A 14,652-nucleotide genomic window follows, 5' to 3' on the forward strand; every position below is an offset into this window, starting at 1 on the left:
AAGCGTACTGACTATCGCTTGGGAGACGGTCAACGCTTCATGAAGCTCACAACAGCGTCCCACAGTGTGGACGCGAGTTCCGCCTTCGCGCCCAGCGGGATTGCGAGTTCCGTGCCGTCGGCCCCCAGCAGCCAGCCCGAATTATCCTCGGTCCCGAAAGCTTTGCCATCCCCCACGGCGTTGACGACCAGCAGGTCGGCGCCCTTGCGCTTGAGCTTCGCGCGGGCGTGGTCGAGCACGCTGCCCTGCTCGTCGCCGGTTTCCGCGGCGAAGCCGACCACGACCTGCCCGGGCCGCCGGTGCTGCACCAGCTCGGCCAGGATGTCCGCGTTGCGGTCGAGCGTGATGACCGGATCCGGCTGGTCGTCGGACTTCTTGATCTTGTGGGTGGCCTGGTTCGCCGGCCGGAAGTCGGCGACCGCGGCGGCCATCACGACGACGTCCGCCGACCGGGACGCGGCGTGCACCGCCTGCCGCAGCTCCTCCGCCGTCGAGACGTGCTCCACCGCCGCGCCCGCCGGGTCCGGCAGGGCGACCGTGTGGGCGGTGACCAGGGTGACGTCGGCGCCGCGCTGGGCGGCGACGCGGGCCAGCGCGTAGCCCTGCTTGCCGGACGAGCGGTTGCCCAGGTAACGCACCGGGTCGAGGGGCTCGCGGGTGCCGCCCGCCGAGACCACCACGCGGACGCCTTCGAGGTCGCGCGGGAGGGCGCCGGGGCGGGCCAGCAGCAACCGGGCCAGGTCGACGATCTCGGCCGGGTTCGCCAGGCGGCCCTTGCCGGTGTCGGCCCCGGTCAGCCGGCCCGCATCGGGCTCGGTGACGACCATCCCGCGCGAGCGCAGCAGCGCGACGTTGTCGCGGGTGGCGGGGTGCTCCCACATCTCCGTGTGCATCGCCGGGAAGAAGGCGACCGGGCACCGGGCGGTGAGCAGGGTGTTGGTCAGCAGGTCGTCGGCGAGGCCGTGGGCGGCCTTGGCGAGCAGGTTCGCCGTGGCCGGGACGACCAGGACGAGATCGGCTTCCTTGCCGACGCGGACGTGCTGGACCTCGGGCACCTCGGTGAACACGCCCGTGTGCACCGGGTGCCCGGAGAGGGCTTCGAAGGTGGCCGCGCCGACGAAGTTCAGCGCGGCTTCGGTGGGGACCACGCGGACGTCGTGACCGGACTCGGTCAGCCCGCGCAGCACCTCACAGGCCTTGTAGGCGGCGATCCCGCCGCCCACGCCCAGGACGACGCGGGGTTTACTCACCCTCGGTGTGCTCGAGCAGGCCGCCGTGGATCTCGCGCAGCGCGATCGAGAGCGGCTTCTCGCGCGGGCCCGGCTCGACGAGCGGGCCGACGTACTCGAGCAGGCCCTCGCCCAGCTGGGCGTAGTAGTCGTTGATCTGGCGGGCCCGCTTGGCCGAGTAGATCACCAGCGCGTACTTCGAGCTGACCTTCTCGAGCAGGTCGTCGATCGGCGGGTTGGTGATGCCCTCGAGCTCTTCGGTCAGGGTTGCCTGGGTGGTCACGCGTGGTGCTCCGATTCGTCGGAAGACTGATCAGTAATCAAGTTTAGCAAGTGCTCAGCCGCCTCCCGCACGTCGGCGTTGACGACGCGGTGGTCGAACTCCCCCGCCGCCGCCAGCTCGCGCTCCGCCTCGGCCAGCCGGGCCCGCACCGCGGCCTCGTTTTCGGTGCCGCGCCCGGTGAGCCTGCCGACCAGCTCGTCCCACGACGGCGGCATCAGCATCACCAGCCGGGCCTCCGGCATGGCGGCCCGGACCTGGCGGGCGCCCTGCAGTTCGATCTCGAGGACGGCCGGGCGGCCCTCGGCGAGGGCCTTCTCGACCGGCTCGCGCGGCGTGCCGTAGCAGTTGCCGGCGAACTCGGCCCATTCCAGCAGCCTGCCGTCGGCGACCATCGCGTCGAACTCCGCGCGGTCGACGAAGTGGTAGTGCGCCCCGTCGACTTCGCCGGGACGCGGCTTGCGCGTGGTGACCGAGACGCTGAACCAGACGTCGGGCTCCAGCTTCCGCAGTTCGCCCACCACGCTCGACTTCCCGACTCCCGAGGGCCCCGATACGACGGTGAGCCGGTGCCGGGGGATGTCCCCCGTCACCGGCTCACTGCCGCGGTCGGCGCCCCGGCTCACCGGGTAGTCCTGACCGACGCCGTTCACTCGCCGCTGAACTCGGCCAGCAGCGCCTTGCGCTGCCGGTCGCCGAGGCCACGAAGGCGACGGCTGGGGGCGATCTCCAGTCGTTCCATGGTCTGCTGCGCGCGGACCTTGCCGACGCCCGGGAGGGCCTCGAGCAGAGCCGAAACCTTCATCTTGCCGAGGACTTCGTTCTCCTCGGCCTGCTTCAGCACGTCGACCAGAGTGGTACCGCCCCGCTTCAGCCGCTCCTTCAGCTCAGCACGGATGCGGCGGGCGGCGGCGGCCTTCTCCAGCGCCGCAGCGCGCTGTTCCTCTGTCAGCTGGGGAAGTGCCACGTTTTCCTCCGGTAGTTCTCAAAACTGGGTGGGTGACGCGACGGTACCCACCCGTGAGCACCGGCCACAATGCGGGGGTGCCTGGTGGGGGCCCGTTCCGCGCCCTGCTATTGGCCGTTTTCCTGCGGGTCGGCCAGCACTTCGGCGACCCGTTCGACCGCTTGGCGCAAAGCCGCTTGCTCCGGACCGTGCTTCAGGATGTCGCGTGACGACGCGGGCAGGACGCCCGGCAGGGACACACCGAACAGGGCCCGCAAATCGGCCACAGTGGCTCCCTGGGCCCCGAAACCGGGCGCCAGCACCGGACCGTTCAGCCGCGAGAGATCGAGCTCCCCCGGCTTGACCGTGGCGCCGACGACGACACCCACATCGCCGAGCGGTTCCGCTCCGTCGTTGAACGCCGCCGCGGAATCGACGATCGACTGCGCCACCGTGCGCCCGTCGGGCAGCCGGGCGTTCTGCACGGCGGCCGCTTCCGGGTTCGAAGTCCGGGCGAGCACGAAGATGCCGCGTCCCGCCGAGACGGCCGTTTCGGCGCACTGGGCCAAAGAGCCGAAGCCGAGGTACGGCGAAACGGTGATCGCGTCGGCCGCGATCGCCGCCCCGTCGGCCACGTACGCGGCCGTGTACGCCGCCATCGTGGACCCGATGTCGCCGCGCTTGACGTCCAAAAGCACCAACGCGCCGGCGTCGCGGGCCGTCTCGACGACCCGCTCGAGCACGCGGACGCCGTCCGGTCCGAAACTTTCGAAGAACGCCGACTGCGGCTTCACGATCGCCGCGCGCGCGGCCAGGACCTCGGTGGCGGACAGCGCGAACCGTTCCAGGCCCGAGACGTCCACCGGCAGCCCCCAGGCCTCGATCAGGCCCGGGTGGGGGTCGATCCCGGCGCACAGCGGGCCGCGGGCCGCGACGGCCTTGGCCAGCCGCGCCCCGAACCGCTCCCGCCCGCTCACGACTTCGCCTTCAGCGCCGCCTGGAGCTCCTGCAGCGACCGGACCCCGATGTCACCCCGGATCAGCGCTTCGATGCCGTGCACGGCCGCCGCGGCGCCCTGCACGGTGGTCACGCACGGGATGTCGCGGGACACCGCCGCGGTGCGGATTTCGTAGCCGTCGACGCGCGGACCGCTGTTCCCGTACGGGGTGTTGATCACCATGTCGACGTCGCCGGCGAGGATGACGTCCACGATGTTCGGCTCGGCCTCGGTCGAGCCCTCGTAGTGCTTGCGCACCACCGTGCAGCCGATTCCGTTGCGCCGCAGCACTTCCGCGGTGCCGGACGTGGCGAGGATCTCGAACCCGAGGTCCGCCAGCCGCTTCACCGGGAACACCAGCGAGCGCTTGTCGCGGTTGGCGACCGAGACGAACACCCGGCCGGACGTCGGCAGCGAGCCGTACGCGCCGCTCTGGGACTTGGCGAAAGCCTTGCCGAAGTCGACGTCGACGCCCATCACCTCGCCGGTGGACTTCATCTCCGGGCCCAGCAGCGAGTCGACGCCGTGGCCTTCCGGGGTGCGGAAGCGGTGGAAGGGCAGCACGGCTTCCTTGACCGCGACCGGAGAGTCGGCCGGCAACTGCCCGCCGTCGCCCTCGGCCGGCAGGACCCCGTTCTCGCGCAGGTCCTTGATCGTCGAGCCGGTCATGATCAGCGCGGCCGCCTTGGCCAGCGGCACCGCGGTCGCCTTGGACACGAACGGCACCGTCCGCGACGCGCGCGGGTTGGCCTCCAGGACGTACAGGACATCGTCCTTGAGCGCGTACTGGACGTTCAGCAGCCCGCGCACGCCCACACCGCGGGCGATCGCCTCGGTGGACTTCCGCACGGCCTGCAGGTCGGTGTGCCCGAGCGTGATCGGCGGCAGCGCGCACGAGGAGTCGCCGGAGTGGATGCCGGCCTCCTCGATGTGCTCCATGACACCGCCGAGGTAGAGCTCCTCGCCGTCGAACAGCGCGTCGACGTCGATTTCGATGGCGTCGTCGAGGAACCGGTCGACCAGCACCGGGTGTTCCGGTGTGACCTCGGTGGCGCGGCGGATGTAGCCGGCCAGGGTCTCCTCGTCGTAGACGATCTCCATGCCGCGGCCGCCGAGCACGTAGGACGGCCGGACGAGGACCGGGTAGCCGATCTCGTCGGCGATCCGCTTGGCGCCCTCGAAGGACGTCGCCGTGCCGTAGCGCGGGGCGGGCAGCCCGGCGTCGGTGAGGACCTCACCGAACGCGCCGCGATCCTCGGCGAGGTGGATCGCCTCCGGCGGCGTGCCGACCACCGGCACCCCGGCGTCGGCGAGCTTCTTCGCCAGGCCCAGCGGGGTCTGGCCGCCCAGCTGGACGATGACGCCGGCGACCGTACCGGACGCCTGCTCGGCGTGCACGACCTCGAGAACGTCCTCGAAGGACAGCGGTTCGAAGTACAGCCGGTCGGACGTGTCGTAGTCGGTGGACACGGTTTCCGGGTTGCAGTTGACCATGACGGCCTCGAACCCGGCCTCCCGCAACGCGATCGCCGCGTGCACGCAGGAGTAGTCGAACTCGATGCCCTGCCCGATCCGGTTCGGGCCGGAGCCGAGGATGAGCACCTTCGGCTTGTCACTCTGGACGGCCACTTCGGACTGGGCGTCGGGGTCGGACTCGTAGGCCGAGTAGTGGTACGGCGTCTTGGCCGCGAACTCGGCCGCGCAGGTGTCGACGGTCTTGAACACCGGCCGCACGCCGAGGCGGTGGCGCAGCGCGCGGACGCCGTCCTCACCGGCCAGTTCCGGCCGCAGGGCGGCGATCTGGCGGTCGGACAGGCCGGTGCGCTTGGCGCGGCGCAGCAGGTCGCCGTCCAGCACGGGCGCGTCGCGGACCTCGGCGCCCACCTCGCCGATGAGGGCGATCTGGTCGATGAACCAGGGATCGATGCCACTCGCTTCGTGGACCTGCTCGACGGTGGCGCCGAGCCGTAGCGCGCGCTCCACTTCGTACAGCCGGCCTTCGTGCGGCGTGCGCAGGTCGTCCAAAGTGGACTCCAGCGTGACGCCTTCGGGGTCGGGCAGCGTCCAGAAGCCGGTCGCCTTGGTCTCGATCGACCGCATCACCTTGCCGAGCGCCTCGGGGAAGCTGCGGCCGAACGACATCGCCTCGCCGACGCTCTTCATCGTCGTGGTCAGCGTCGGGTCCGCGCCCGGGAACTTCTCGAAGGCGAACCGCGGCATCTTGACGACGACGTAGTCCAAAGTGGGCTCGAACGCCGCCGGCGTCTCGCCGGTGATGTCGTTCTGGATCTCGTCGAGGGTGTAGCCGATGGCGAGCTTCGCGGCGATCTTGGCGATCGGGAAGCCGGTGGCCTTCGACGCCAGCGCGCTGGAGCGGGACACGCGCGGGTTCATCTCGATGACGACCATCCGGCCGTCGCGCGGGTTGATCGCGAACTGGATGTTGCAGCCGCCGGTGTCGACACCGACCTCGCGCAACACGGCGATGCCGACGTCGCGCATCACCTGGTACTCACGGTCGGTGAGGGTCATGGTGGGCGCGACGGTGACCGAGTCGCCGGTGTGCACGCCCATCGCGTCGATGTTCTCGATCGAGCAGACGACCACGACGTTGTCGTGCTTGTCGCGCATCAGCTCGAGCTCGTACTCCTTCCAGCCGAGCACGCTCTCCTCGATGAGCACCTCGGTGACGGGAGATTCGGCGAGGCCGGTGGAGGCGAGCCGCTCAAGGTCCTCGGGCGTGTGCGCCATGCCGGAGCCGAGCCCGCCCATGGTGAACGACGGCCGGATGACGACCGGCAGGCCGAGTTCCTCGACGGTGGCACGGACCTCGTCCATGTCGTGGCAGACACGGGAGCGCGGCACCTCGGCGCCGACGGTGCGCACGATGTCCTTGAACTTCTGCCGGTCCTCACCGCGCTGGATGGCGTCGATGTCGGCGCCGATCAGCTCGACACCGTACTTGTCGAGCACACCCCGCTCGTGCAGCGCGACGGCGCAGTTGAGCGCGGTCTGCCCGCCGAGGGTCGCGAGGAGGGCATCGGGCCGCTCTTCGGCGATGACCTTCTCGACGAAGTCCGGCGTCACCGGCTCGATGTAGGTGGCGTCGGCGAACTCGGGGTCGGTCATGATGGTGGCCGGGTTCGAGTTCACCAGGGACACGCGCAGGCCTTCGCTGCGCAGCACCCGGCAGGCCTGGGTGCCGGAGTAGTCGAACTCCGCGGCCTGCCCGATCACGATCGGCCCGGAGCCGATCACCAGCACGTGCTGGATGTCCGTCCTCTTCGGCATCAGGCCTTCTTCTCCATGAGCGAAACGAAATCGTCGAACAGGGGGGCCGCGTCGTGCGGACCGGCCGCGGCTTCGGGGTGGTACTGGACCGAGAACGCCGGGACGTCCAGTGCGCGGACGCCCTCGACCGTGTCGTCGTTGGGGCAGTAGTGGCTGATCTGCGCCGCCCCGAACGGGGACTCGAAGCGCTGACCCGGCTCGCCTTCGAGGGCGAACCCGTGGTTCTGCGCCGTGATGGCCACGGACCGGGTGGCCACGTCGATCACCGGGATGTTGATGCCGCGGTGGCCGTAGCGCATCTTGTACGTCCCCAGGCCGAGCGCGCGGCCGAGGACCTGGTTGCCGAAGCAGATGCCGAACAGCGGGATCTCGCGGCCGAGGACCTGCTTGGTCAGCTCGGTGGCATGCGTCGTGGTGGCCGGGTCGCCCGGGCCGTTGGACAGGAACACGCCGTCCGGCTCGATGGCCAGCAGCTCCTCCAGCGTCGACGTCGAGGGCAGCACGTGCACCTCGATGCCGCGCTGGACCATCTGGCGCGGGGTGTTGGACTTGATGCCCAGGTCCAGCGCCGCGACCCGGAAGCGGACATCACCGGAAGGCGAGACCACGTAAGGCTTCGGCGTCGACACCTGGCCTGCCAGGTCCGCGCCCTCCATCTTCGGGCTGGCCAGCACCGAAGCGACCATGTCGTCGACCGTGCCGAGCGCGTCACCGGAGAACACCCCGGCGCGCATCGCGCCGACCTCGCGCAGGTGCCGGGTCAGCGAGCGGGTGTCGACCTCGGCGATGCCGACGATCCCCTGGCGCACCAGCTCTTCGTCCAGGGTCCGGCGGGAGCGCCAGTTGGACGGCGTGCGCGCGGGGTCGCGCACCACGTAGCCGTTGACCCAGATCTTCGAGGACTCGTCGTCCTCGTCGTTCCAGCCGGTGTTGCCGATCTGCGGCGCCGTCTGCACCACGATCTGCCCGTGGTAGGACGGGTCGGTCAGCGTCTCCTGGTAACCGGTCATGCCGGTGCAGAACACCGCCTCGCCGAGGGTTCGCCCCTGCGCGCCGTAGGCAGCGCCGCGGAACACCCGGCCGTCTTCGAGTACCAGTGCGGCCTGAGCGCGCGCGTTCACTGGGCACCTCCCTTGATCTTGAGCTGTTCGATCCACTGTGGATAGTCGTCGAGGTCGTCGCCGCGGAAGCCGGTGTCGAGCTCCGCGTCGCCGAGCCGCCAGGTGACGACGAGCAACGCGTCCGTGCCCATCACCTTCCCGGCGATCTTCGTGTCGCGCCGGACGCCGGTGACGGCGTCCCGCGGGATCCAGAAGTCCGGGGCTCCCCCGCGCTCGACGGCGATACCCCCGTCGTGCAGCCGCCAAACCGCGCCGGTGCGCAGGCCCGCGCCGCGGGTGACGATCCGGTTCTGCCACTCCCCCGCGACCGTCGTCGACAGGTAGACGCCGGTGGACTCCAGCAGGACGTCACCCGGGTCCGCGGGGATGGCGGGGAACGGCGGCACCTGGGCGCTCTGCGAGCGGGACTTGCGCCGCCAGCCGACGTACATGCCCCAGAGGCACAGGAGGAAGAAGGCGACGATCGCCAGCACGAGCCAGAAGCGCTCCATCAGCCGATCTTCCCGTCCCGCGCGGTGATCCGCCCGCGCAGCAGCGTCGCGGTCACCACGCCGGGCAGCCGCATTCCCTCGTACGGGGTGTTGGCCGCGATGCTGGCCAGCTCCGCGCCCCGGACGGTCCACTCGGCGTCCGGGTCGACCAGGGCCAGGTTCGCCGGCTCCCCCACCGCGATCGGGCGGCCCTGGTCGGCGAGGTTGCCGATCTCGGCCGGCCGCTCGCTCATGACGCGGGCGACGCCGCGCCAGTCGAGCAGCCCCGTGCGGACCATCGTCTCGGTGACGATCGAGAGCGCCGTCTGCAGCCCGAGCATGCCCGGCCGGGCCGCGCTCCACTCGGTGTCCTTGTCCTGCACCGCGTGCGGCGCGTGGTCGGTGGCGACGCAGTCGATGGTCCCGTCGGCCAGCGCGGCCCGCAGCTTCTCCGCGTCGGACTCGGTGCGCAGCGGCGGGTTCACCTTGTTGACCGGGTCGTAGGTGGCCAGGCGCTCGTCGGTGAGCAGCAGGTGGTGCGGGGTGACCTCGGCCGACACCTTCGTGCCGCGGTCCTTCGCCCAGCGCAGCACGTCCGCGGTGCCCGACGTCGAGACGTGGCAGACGTGCAGCCGCGCGTTGGCGTGCAGGGCGAGCAGGCAGTCGCGGGCCACGATGGACTCTTCCGCGGCGGCCGGCCAGCCGGTGTAGCCGAGCCGGGCCGCGCGCTCGCCCTCGTGGGCCTGGGCGCCGACGGTCAGCCGCGGCTCCTCCGCGTGCTGCGCGATGACGACGTCCAGCGCCGTCGAGTACTCCAGCGCGCGGCGCATGAGCAGCGGGTCGGCGACGCAGAGGCCGTCGTCGGAGAACACCTTCACCCCGGCCTGGGAGTTCGCCATCGTGCCCAGCTCGGCGAGCTTCTCGCCCTTGAGCCCGACGGTGACCGCGCCGACCGGGTGGACGTCGACCAGGCCGACCTCCTGGCCGCGCCGCCAGACGTGCTCGACGATCACGGCGTTGTCGGCGACCGGGTCGGTGTTGGCCATGGCGAACACCGCGGTGTACCCGCCGAGCGCCGCCGCGGCCGAGCCCGAGTCGATCGTCTCGGTGTCCTCGCGGCCGGGTTCGCGCAGGTGGGTGTGCAGGTCGACGAAGCCGGGGAGGAGGACCTGCCCGCGCGCGTCGATGACCTCGGCGTCTTCGGGTGCTTGGACGGTGCCGATCCCGGTGATCACGCCGTCCTCGATCAGGACGTCGACGGGGTCGCCTTCGCCGTAGGGCCGGGCGCCCTTGATCACGGTGCTCACGCGGCGGCTCCTTCGCTGGCCAGGAGGTGGTAGAGGACCGCCATGCGCACGTGGACGCCGTTGCGGACCTGTTCGGTGATGGCCGACGCCGGGGAGTCGGCTACCGCCGAAGCGATCTCCATCCCACGCAGCATCGGGCCGGGGTGCAGCACGACCGCGTGGTCCGGCAGCAGCTTCTGCCGCCGTTCCGACAGGCCGTAGGCAATCGAGTACTCACGGGCACTCGGGAAAAACCCGCCGTGCATGCGCTCGGCCTGGACACGCAGCATCATGACGGCGTCGACCGCGGGCAGCTCGGCGTCCAGGTCGTGGGAAACGGTCACCGGAAGGCTTTCGACGCCGTAAGGCAGCAACGTCGGCGGCGCGACCAGCACCACTTCGGCGCCCAGGGCGGCGAGCAGGTGGATGTTCGAGCGGGCGACCCGGCTGTGCAGGACGTCCCCGACGATGGCGATCCGGCGGTCCTTCAGGGACCCGAGCCGCTCGCGCAGGGTCGCCGCGTCGAGCAGCGCCTGCGTCGGGTGCTCGTGGGTGCCGTCGCCGGCGTTGACCACCGAGGTGCCGGGCTCGGCCAGCCACTCCGAGAGCCGCTGGGCGGCGCCGCTGGCGGGGTGCCGGACGATCACGCAGTCGGCGCCCGCGGCGGCCAGCGTCAGCGCGGTGTCCCGCAGCGACTCGCCCTTGTTGACCGACGAGCTGGACGCGGAGACGTTGATCACGTCCGCGCTCATCCACTTGCCGGCGATCTCGAACGACACCCGGGTGCGCGTCGAGTTCTCGTAGAACAGGGTGATCACCGTGCGGCCGCGCAGCGTCGGCAGCTTCTTGACCTCGCGGCCGAGCAGCGTGTGCTTGAGCTCGTCGGCGGTGTCGAGCACGGCCGTGGCCAGCGCCGGGTCCAGGCCGTCGGTGGCGAGCAGGTGCTTCACGAGTCCTCTCCAGCAGCAGTGTCGGCCTTGGAAGGGCGCAGCAGGACCGCGTCGCGGCCGTCGATCTCGGCCAGCAGGACGGACACGCCCTCGGTGCGGGCGGTCGGCACGTTCTTGCCCACGTAGTCGGCGCGGATCGGCAGCTCCCGGTGACCGCGGTCGACCAGCACGGCCAGCTGCACCGCGCGCGGGCGGCCGTGATCACGCAGGGCATCGAGCGCGGCCCGGATCGTCCGGCCGGAGAAGAGGACGTCGTCGACGAGGATCACGACGCGGTCGTCGATGCCGTCCGGCGGCAGCTGCGTCTGTTCGAGCGCGCGCGGCGGGCGGCGGCGGAGGTCGTCCCGGTAGAGGGTGACGTCGAGGGCGCCGGTGGGCGGGCGGACCCCGGAGAACTCGCCGATCTTGTCGGCCAGGCGGGCCGCGAGCGGCGTGCCCCGGGACGGGATGCCGAGCAACACGGGCGGGGTAGTGCTCTCCGCACCGTTCGCGGTCTTTTCGATGACCTGATGGGCCATTCGGGCGATCGTGCGCGCGACATCGCCGGCCGTCAGGAGCTCGCGCTCCCCGGCCGAACCAGCCGCGTCACGCGGGCGTGACGACAAACCGGACTCCTTCCCCGCCTCACCGGACGGGTCCTTAAAGGACGTCTGTTCCCCTGCTGGTCGGGGCTTTCCCACCGACAGTAGCAGGCACTTTGCTCAGTCTTCCGGGTGGTGTGGCGTGATTCGCGGCAAGCTTCTGCTTGACCTGGTGACAACAATGCGTAACCATTACTCTGAGTATTCGACTCAGCGAGTCCCCCGTGCTCGGTCACCCCGACCGGGAGGGGGTGAAGAACGGAGAACGACCAGATGGGCGATTACGCCAAGGCGCTCGGGGCCAAGCTCCGCGGGATCCGCCAGCAGCAGGGCCTGTCCCTGCACGGGGTCGAGCAGAAGTCCGGTGGGCGCTGGAAGGCCGTCGTCGTCGGCTCGTACGAGCGTGGCGACCGCGCCGTCACCGTCCAGAAGCTGGCCGAGCTGGCCGACTTCTACGGTGTGCCGGTGGTCGAGCTGCTGCCCGAGGGCCGGGTCCCCTCCGGTGCCGAGCCCGCCACCAAGATCGTGATCAACCTGGAGCGCCTGCAGCAGCTGCCGGCCGAAAAGGTGGGCCCGCTGGCCCGCTACGCCGCGACCATCCAGAGCCAGCGCGGCGACTACAACGGCAAGGTGCTCTCGATCCGCACGGAGGACCTGCGGTCCCTGGCGATCATCTACGACATGACCCCCGGCGAGCTGACCGAGCAGCTCATCGACTGGGGCGTCCTGCCGCCGGAGGCGCGTCCTTCCAAGGAGGACTGATTCCGGGTGTTGTGGTACCGACGCAGTGAGCGTCCCTCGGTGGGGCACCGGAGACGCTCACTGATTCGTCGGGGAGGCTCGTTCGGGGGCGAGCCCGCCCCGCGGTCACCCGACCGGGGGCGTTACAGGACGGCGCGGAGGCGGTCGGCGATCGTGCCGATCCGGCCCAGCACGCCGTTGACGAACCGCGGCGAGTCGTCCGTGGACAGTTCCTTCGCGAGGCCCACGGCCTCGTCGATCGCGACCGGGTCCGGCACGTCCTCGGCCCAGAGCAGCTCGTAGACCCCGACCCGCAGCACCGCGAGGTCGACCTTCGGCATCCGCTCCAGGGTCCAGCCCTGCGCGTGCTCGGCCAGCAGCTCGTCGATCTGCGTCTTCCGCCCGGTCACGCCCTCGACCAGGCTGATCGTGTAGTCCGCGATCGGGTCGACGTCCGTCGCGCCGACCCGGTCGGCCAGCAGCGTCACCGCGTCGGTGTCGCGCTGCGCGGCCTCGTACAGCATCTCCACCGCGCGGCGGCGCGCCTGTCGGCGGCTGATCGCGCCGCCGCGGTTCGGGTGGGGTTTCGACGTCGGCATCAGCTGGAGACGCGACCCAGGTAACGGCCGTCGCGGGTGTCGACCTTGATCTTCTCGCCGGTGGTCAGGAACAGCGGGACCTGGATCTCCGCGCCGGTCTCCAGCGTGGCCGGCTTGGTGCCGCCGGTGGAGCGGTCGCCCTGCAGGCCCGGGTCGGTGTGCTGGACGACCAGCTCGACCGACGTCGGCAGCTCGACGTACAGCGGCTCGTTCTCGTGCACCGCGACCTGGACCTCGGTGTTCTCGAGCATGTAGTTGGCGTTGTCGCCGACGACCTCGGGGGAGACGACGATCTGGTCGTAGGTGTCACCGTCCATGAACACGAAGTCCTGCCCCTCCTTGTAGAGGTAGGTCATGTTCCGGCGGTCCACCGTGGCCGTCTCGACCTTCGTGCCCGCGTTGAACGTCTTGTCGACCACCTTGCCGGTGAGCACGTGCTTGAGCGTCGTGCGCACGAAGGCACCGCCCTTGCCCGGCTTGACGTGCTGGAACGCGGTGACGGTCCACAGCTGGCCGTCCAGGTTGAGGACGAGCCCGTTCTTCAGGTCGTTGGTCGTGGCCACGAGCTTGCAGTCTCCTGTGTCGAATCTTCGGGTTCGGGGCCGCCGTCAGACGACCACGAGGTTCTTGGTGCTCAGGGTGAGGAGTTCGGGCTCCCCAGCCCGCACGACGAGCGTGTCCTCGATGCGCACGCCACCGCGTCCCGCGAGGTACACGCCGGGCTCGACGGTGACCGCCATACCGGCGGCCAGTGTACCGACGCCCGTCGCGGCGAAGCTGGGCGCCTCGTGGATCTGCAGGCCGACGCCGTGCCCGAGGCCGTGCGCGAAGTGCTCCCCGTGGCCCGCGTCCGCGATCACCTTCCGCGCGGCGGCGTCCACATCGGACACCTCGGCGCCCGGCACGACGGCGGCGACGCCGGCCGCCTGCGCGGCGTGCACGAGCTCGTAGACCTCCCGCTGCCAGTCCGCGGGCGCGCCGAGGACGAAGGTGCGGGTCATGTCGGAGTGGTAGCCGTCGACGGTGGCACCGAAGTCCAGCTTGACGAAGTCGCCGCGCTTGAGCTCGGCGTGCGTCGGCTGGTGGTGCGGGATGGCCGAGTGCGCGCCGGCGGCGATGATGGAGGCGAAGCTGGGCGCGGACGAGCCGTGCTCCAGCATCCGGTTCTCCAGGTCACGGGCGACGTCGAGCTCGGTCCGCCCGGGCCGCAGCCCACCGGCGGCGAGCAGGTCGTCGAGCGCCCGGTCGGCGGCGGCGCACGCCTGGCGCAGCGCCTCGATCTCGGCTTCGTCCTTGACTTCGCGCAGCCGCTCGACGAGGCCGGGGGTGCGCTTCAGGGGCACCTGCTGCCGGAGGGCTTCGTACTGCTCGACGCTGACGTGCTGGCTCTCGAACCCGAGCTGCCCGTAGGTCTTGGGGTCCTTCGCGGCCTTCGCGACGAGCGCGGCGGCGCTGGCCCGGTCGACGACGGTCTCGAGGTCGGGCACCTCCGCGGCCGACTGGGTGGTGTAGCGGCCGTCGGTGCAGAAGAGCGTTTCGCCGTCCCCGCCGGCGTGGAGGAGAAGGGCGGCGTTGGAGCCGGTGAACCCGGTGAGGTAGCGGATGTTCAGCAGATCGGTGACCAGCAGCGCCTCGACACCGGCCCCGGTCAGGAGCCCGCGCAGCGCGGCACGACGTCGTCCATGGGTTTCAGGCACGCGTACCAGCCTAGTTCCCCGGCGGCGCCTACACTCCGCAGCATGAGCGCCTGGGTGATTCGCGGACTGGTGATGGCGGTGCTGCACGGCGCGGCCATCACGGTGCTGGCCAAGTACGCGGTGTACCACCCGACGGACCAGGCGCTCCCGGTGTCGCTGGCCCTGGCGGTCCTGGTCGGCGCGGCGGCGCTGTGGAGCGCGCTGGACGCCTGGCGAGGCTTGCCGGACCGCGGCCGCGTGTGGTTCATCGCGGCGCTGGTGGCGGGCCCGGTGGCGGGGATCCTGTACGTGATCGGCCGCGCGGCGTTCGTGGACCAGACGGGCGTGTCGGAGCTGGGCGGGGCGTTGACGGGCGGAGCGGCGTTCTCGGCGTTGCTGGTGCTGATCCCGGCCGGGCTGGGGCTGTTCGTCGGCGGGCGGATCGGACGGTCCCAGAGGTCGGGCGAGGAGCCGCGGGCGTAGCT

General features: G+C 71.0%; 16 protein-coding genes. 2 read left to right on the forward strand and 14 right to left on the reverse strand.

Annotated features, from left to right (window positions below):
- Positions 1-29: 29 nt before the first annotated feature.
- From coaBC to pyrR, 11 genes are all read right to left on the reverse strand, one after another.
- Positions 30-1,250: a bifunctional phosphopantothenoylcysteine decarboxylase/phosphopantothenate--cysteine ligase CoaBC gene (coaBC, locus tag I4Q55_RS16415; protein ID WP_206788718.1), complete on the reverse strand. Its 1,221-nt coding sequence runs from the start codon at positions 1,248-1,250 to the stop codon at positions 30-32.
- The gene (gene rpoZ / locus I4Q55_RS16420) at positions 1,243-1,512 is read right to left on the reverse strand and encodes a DNA-directed RNA polymerase subunit omega (protein WP_206788720.1); all 270 of its coding nucleotides are present in this window, start codon (positions 1,510-1,512) and stop codon (positions 1,243-1,245) included. The genes coaBC and rpoZ overlap by 8 nt, the downstream gene beginning before the upstream one ends.
- On the reverse strand, positions 1,509-2,162 hold the full coding sequence (gene gmk, locus I4Q55_RS16425; protein WP_206788722.1) for a guanylate kinase: 654 nt from the start codon (positions 2,160-2,162) through the stop codon (positions 1,509-1,511). Before gmk ends, rpoZ begins: the two co-directional genes overlap by 4 nt.
- The gene (mihF, locus tag I4Q55_RS16430; RefSeq protein ID WP_003096398.1) at positions 2,159-2,476 is read right to left on the reverse strand and encodes an integration host factor, actinobacterial type; all 318 of its coding nucleotides are present in this window, start codon (positions 2,474-2,476) and stop codon (positions 2,159-2,161) included. The genes gmk and mihF overlap by 4 nt, the downstream gene beginning before the upstream one ends.
- Before the next feature lie 107 nt (positions 2,477-2,583).
- Positions 2,584-3,432 carry an orotidine-5'-phosphate decarboxylase gene (gene pyrF / locus I4Q55_RS16435; RefSeq protein ID WP_206788723.1) on the reverse strand — a complete coding sequence of 283 codons (849 nt, stop codon included), beginning with the start codon at positions 3,430-3,432 and terminating at the stop codon, positions 2,584-2,586.
- Positions 3,429-6,743, reverse strand: a complete 3,315-nt coding sequence (gene carB, locus I4Q55_RS16440) for a carbamoyl-phosphate synthase large subunit (protein ID WP_206788725.1) — start codon at positions 6,741-6,743, stop codon at positions 3,429-3,431. Before carB ends, pyrF begins: the two co-directional genes overlap by 4 nt.
- Positions 6,743-7,864: a glutamine-hydrolyzing carbamoyl-phosphate synthase small subunit gene (gene carA, locus I4Q55_RS16445; protein ID WP_206788726.1), complete on the reverse strand. Its 1,122-nt coding sequence runs from the start codon at positions 7,862-7,864 to the stop codon at positions 6,743-6,745. The genes carB and carA overlap by 1 nt, the downstream gene beginning before the upstream one ends.
- On the reverse strand, positions 7,861-8,355 hold the full coding sequence (locus tag I4Q55_RS16450; RefSeq protein ID WP_206788727.1) for a transporter: 495 nt from the start codon (positions 8,353-8,355) through the stop codon (positions 7,861-7,863). The genes carA and I4Q55_RS16450 overlap by 4 nt, the downstream gene beginning before the upstream one ends.
- Complete coding sequence (locus I4Q55_RS16455) at positions 8,355-9,641, reverse strand: dihydroorotase (protein ID WP_206788728.1); 1,287 nt, start codon at positions 9,639-9,641, stop codon at positions 8,355-8,357. Before I4Q55_RS16455 ends, I4Q55_RS16450 begins: the two co-directional genes overlap by 1 nt.
- Positions 9,638-10,570 carry an aspartate carbamoyltransferase catalytic subunit gene (locus tag I4Q55_RS16460; protein WP_091308415.1) on the reverse strand — a complete coding sequence of 311 codons (933 nt, stop codon included), beginning with the start codon at positions 10,568-10,570 and terminating at the stop codon, positions 9,638-9,640. Before I4Q55_RS16460 ends, I4Q55_RS16455 begins: the two co-directional genes overlap by 4 nt.
- A complete protein-coding gene (pyrR, locus tag I4Q55_RS16465; RefSeq protein WP_206788729.1) occupies positions 10,567-11,175 on the reverse strand; it encodes a bifunctional pyr operon transcriptional regulator/uracil phosphoribosyltransferase PyrR in 609 nt (202 codons plus the stop codon). Before pyrR ends, I4Q55_RS16460 begins: the two co-directional genes overlap by 4 nt.
- A 249-nt stretch (positions 11,176-11,424) precedes the next feature.
- Between pyrR and I4Q55_RS16470 the strand changes: the two genes are divergently transcribed.
- Positions 11,425-11,913, forward strand: a complete 489-nt coding sequence (locus I4Q55_RS16470; protein ID WP_003096372.1) for a transcriptional regulator — start codon at positions 11,425-11,427, stop codon at positions 11,911-11,913.
- A gap of 122 nt (positions 11,914-12,035) precedes the next feature.
- Here the strand turns inward: I4Q55_RS16470 and nusB are convergent, their stop codons facing one another.
- Genes nusB through I4Q55_RS16485 form a run of 3 tightly spaced genes read right to left on the reverse strand, consistent with a single transcriptional unit; the run spans position 12,036 to position 14,188 of the window.
- Positions 12,036-12,491 (reverse strand): transcription antitermination factor NusB, encoded by a 456-nt coding sequence (nusB, locus tag I4Q55_RS16475; RefSeq protein WP_091308410.1) that lies wholly within the window; start codon positions 12,489-12,491, stop codon positions 12,036-12,038.
- The gene (efp, locus tag I4Q55_RS16480) at positions 12,491-13,054 is read right to left on the reverse strand and encodes an elongation factor P (RefSeq protein ID WP_206788730.1); all 564 of its coding nucleotides are present in this window, start codon (positions 13,052-13,054) and stop codon (positions 12,491-12,493) included. Before efp ends, nusB begins: the two co-directional genes overlap by 1 nt.
- A 45-nt stretch (positions 13,055-13,099) precedes the next feature.
- Complete coding sequence (locus tag I4Q55_RS16485; protein ID WP_206788731.1) at positions 13,100-14,188, reverse strand: Xaa-Pro peptidase family protein; 1,089 nt, start codon at positions 14,186-14,188, stop codon at positions 13,100-13,102.
- Positions 14,189-14,260: 72 nt separating this feature from the next.
- Between I4Q55_RS16485 and I4Q55_RS16490 the strand changes: the two genes are divergently transcribed.
- Positions 14,261-14,650, forward strand: coding sequence for a B-4DMT family transporter (locus tag I4Q55_RS16490; RefSeq protein ID WP_307793229.1), 390 nt, complete (start codon positions 14,261-14,263; stop codon positions 14,648-14,650).
- Positions 14,651-14,652 lie beyond the last annotated feature (2 nt).

The organism is Amycolatopsis sp. MtRt-6, from assembly GCF_017308975.1.
Classification (GTDB): Bacteria; Actinomycetota; Actinomycetes; order Mycobacteriales; family Pseudonocardiaceae; genus Amycolatopsis.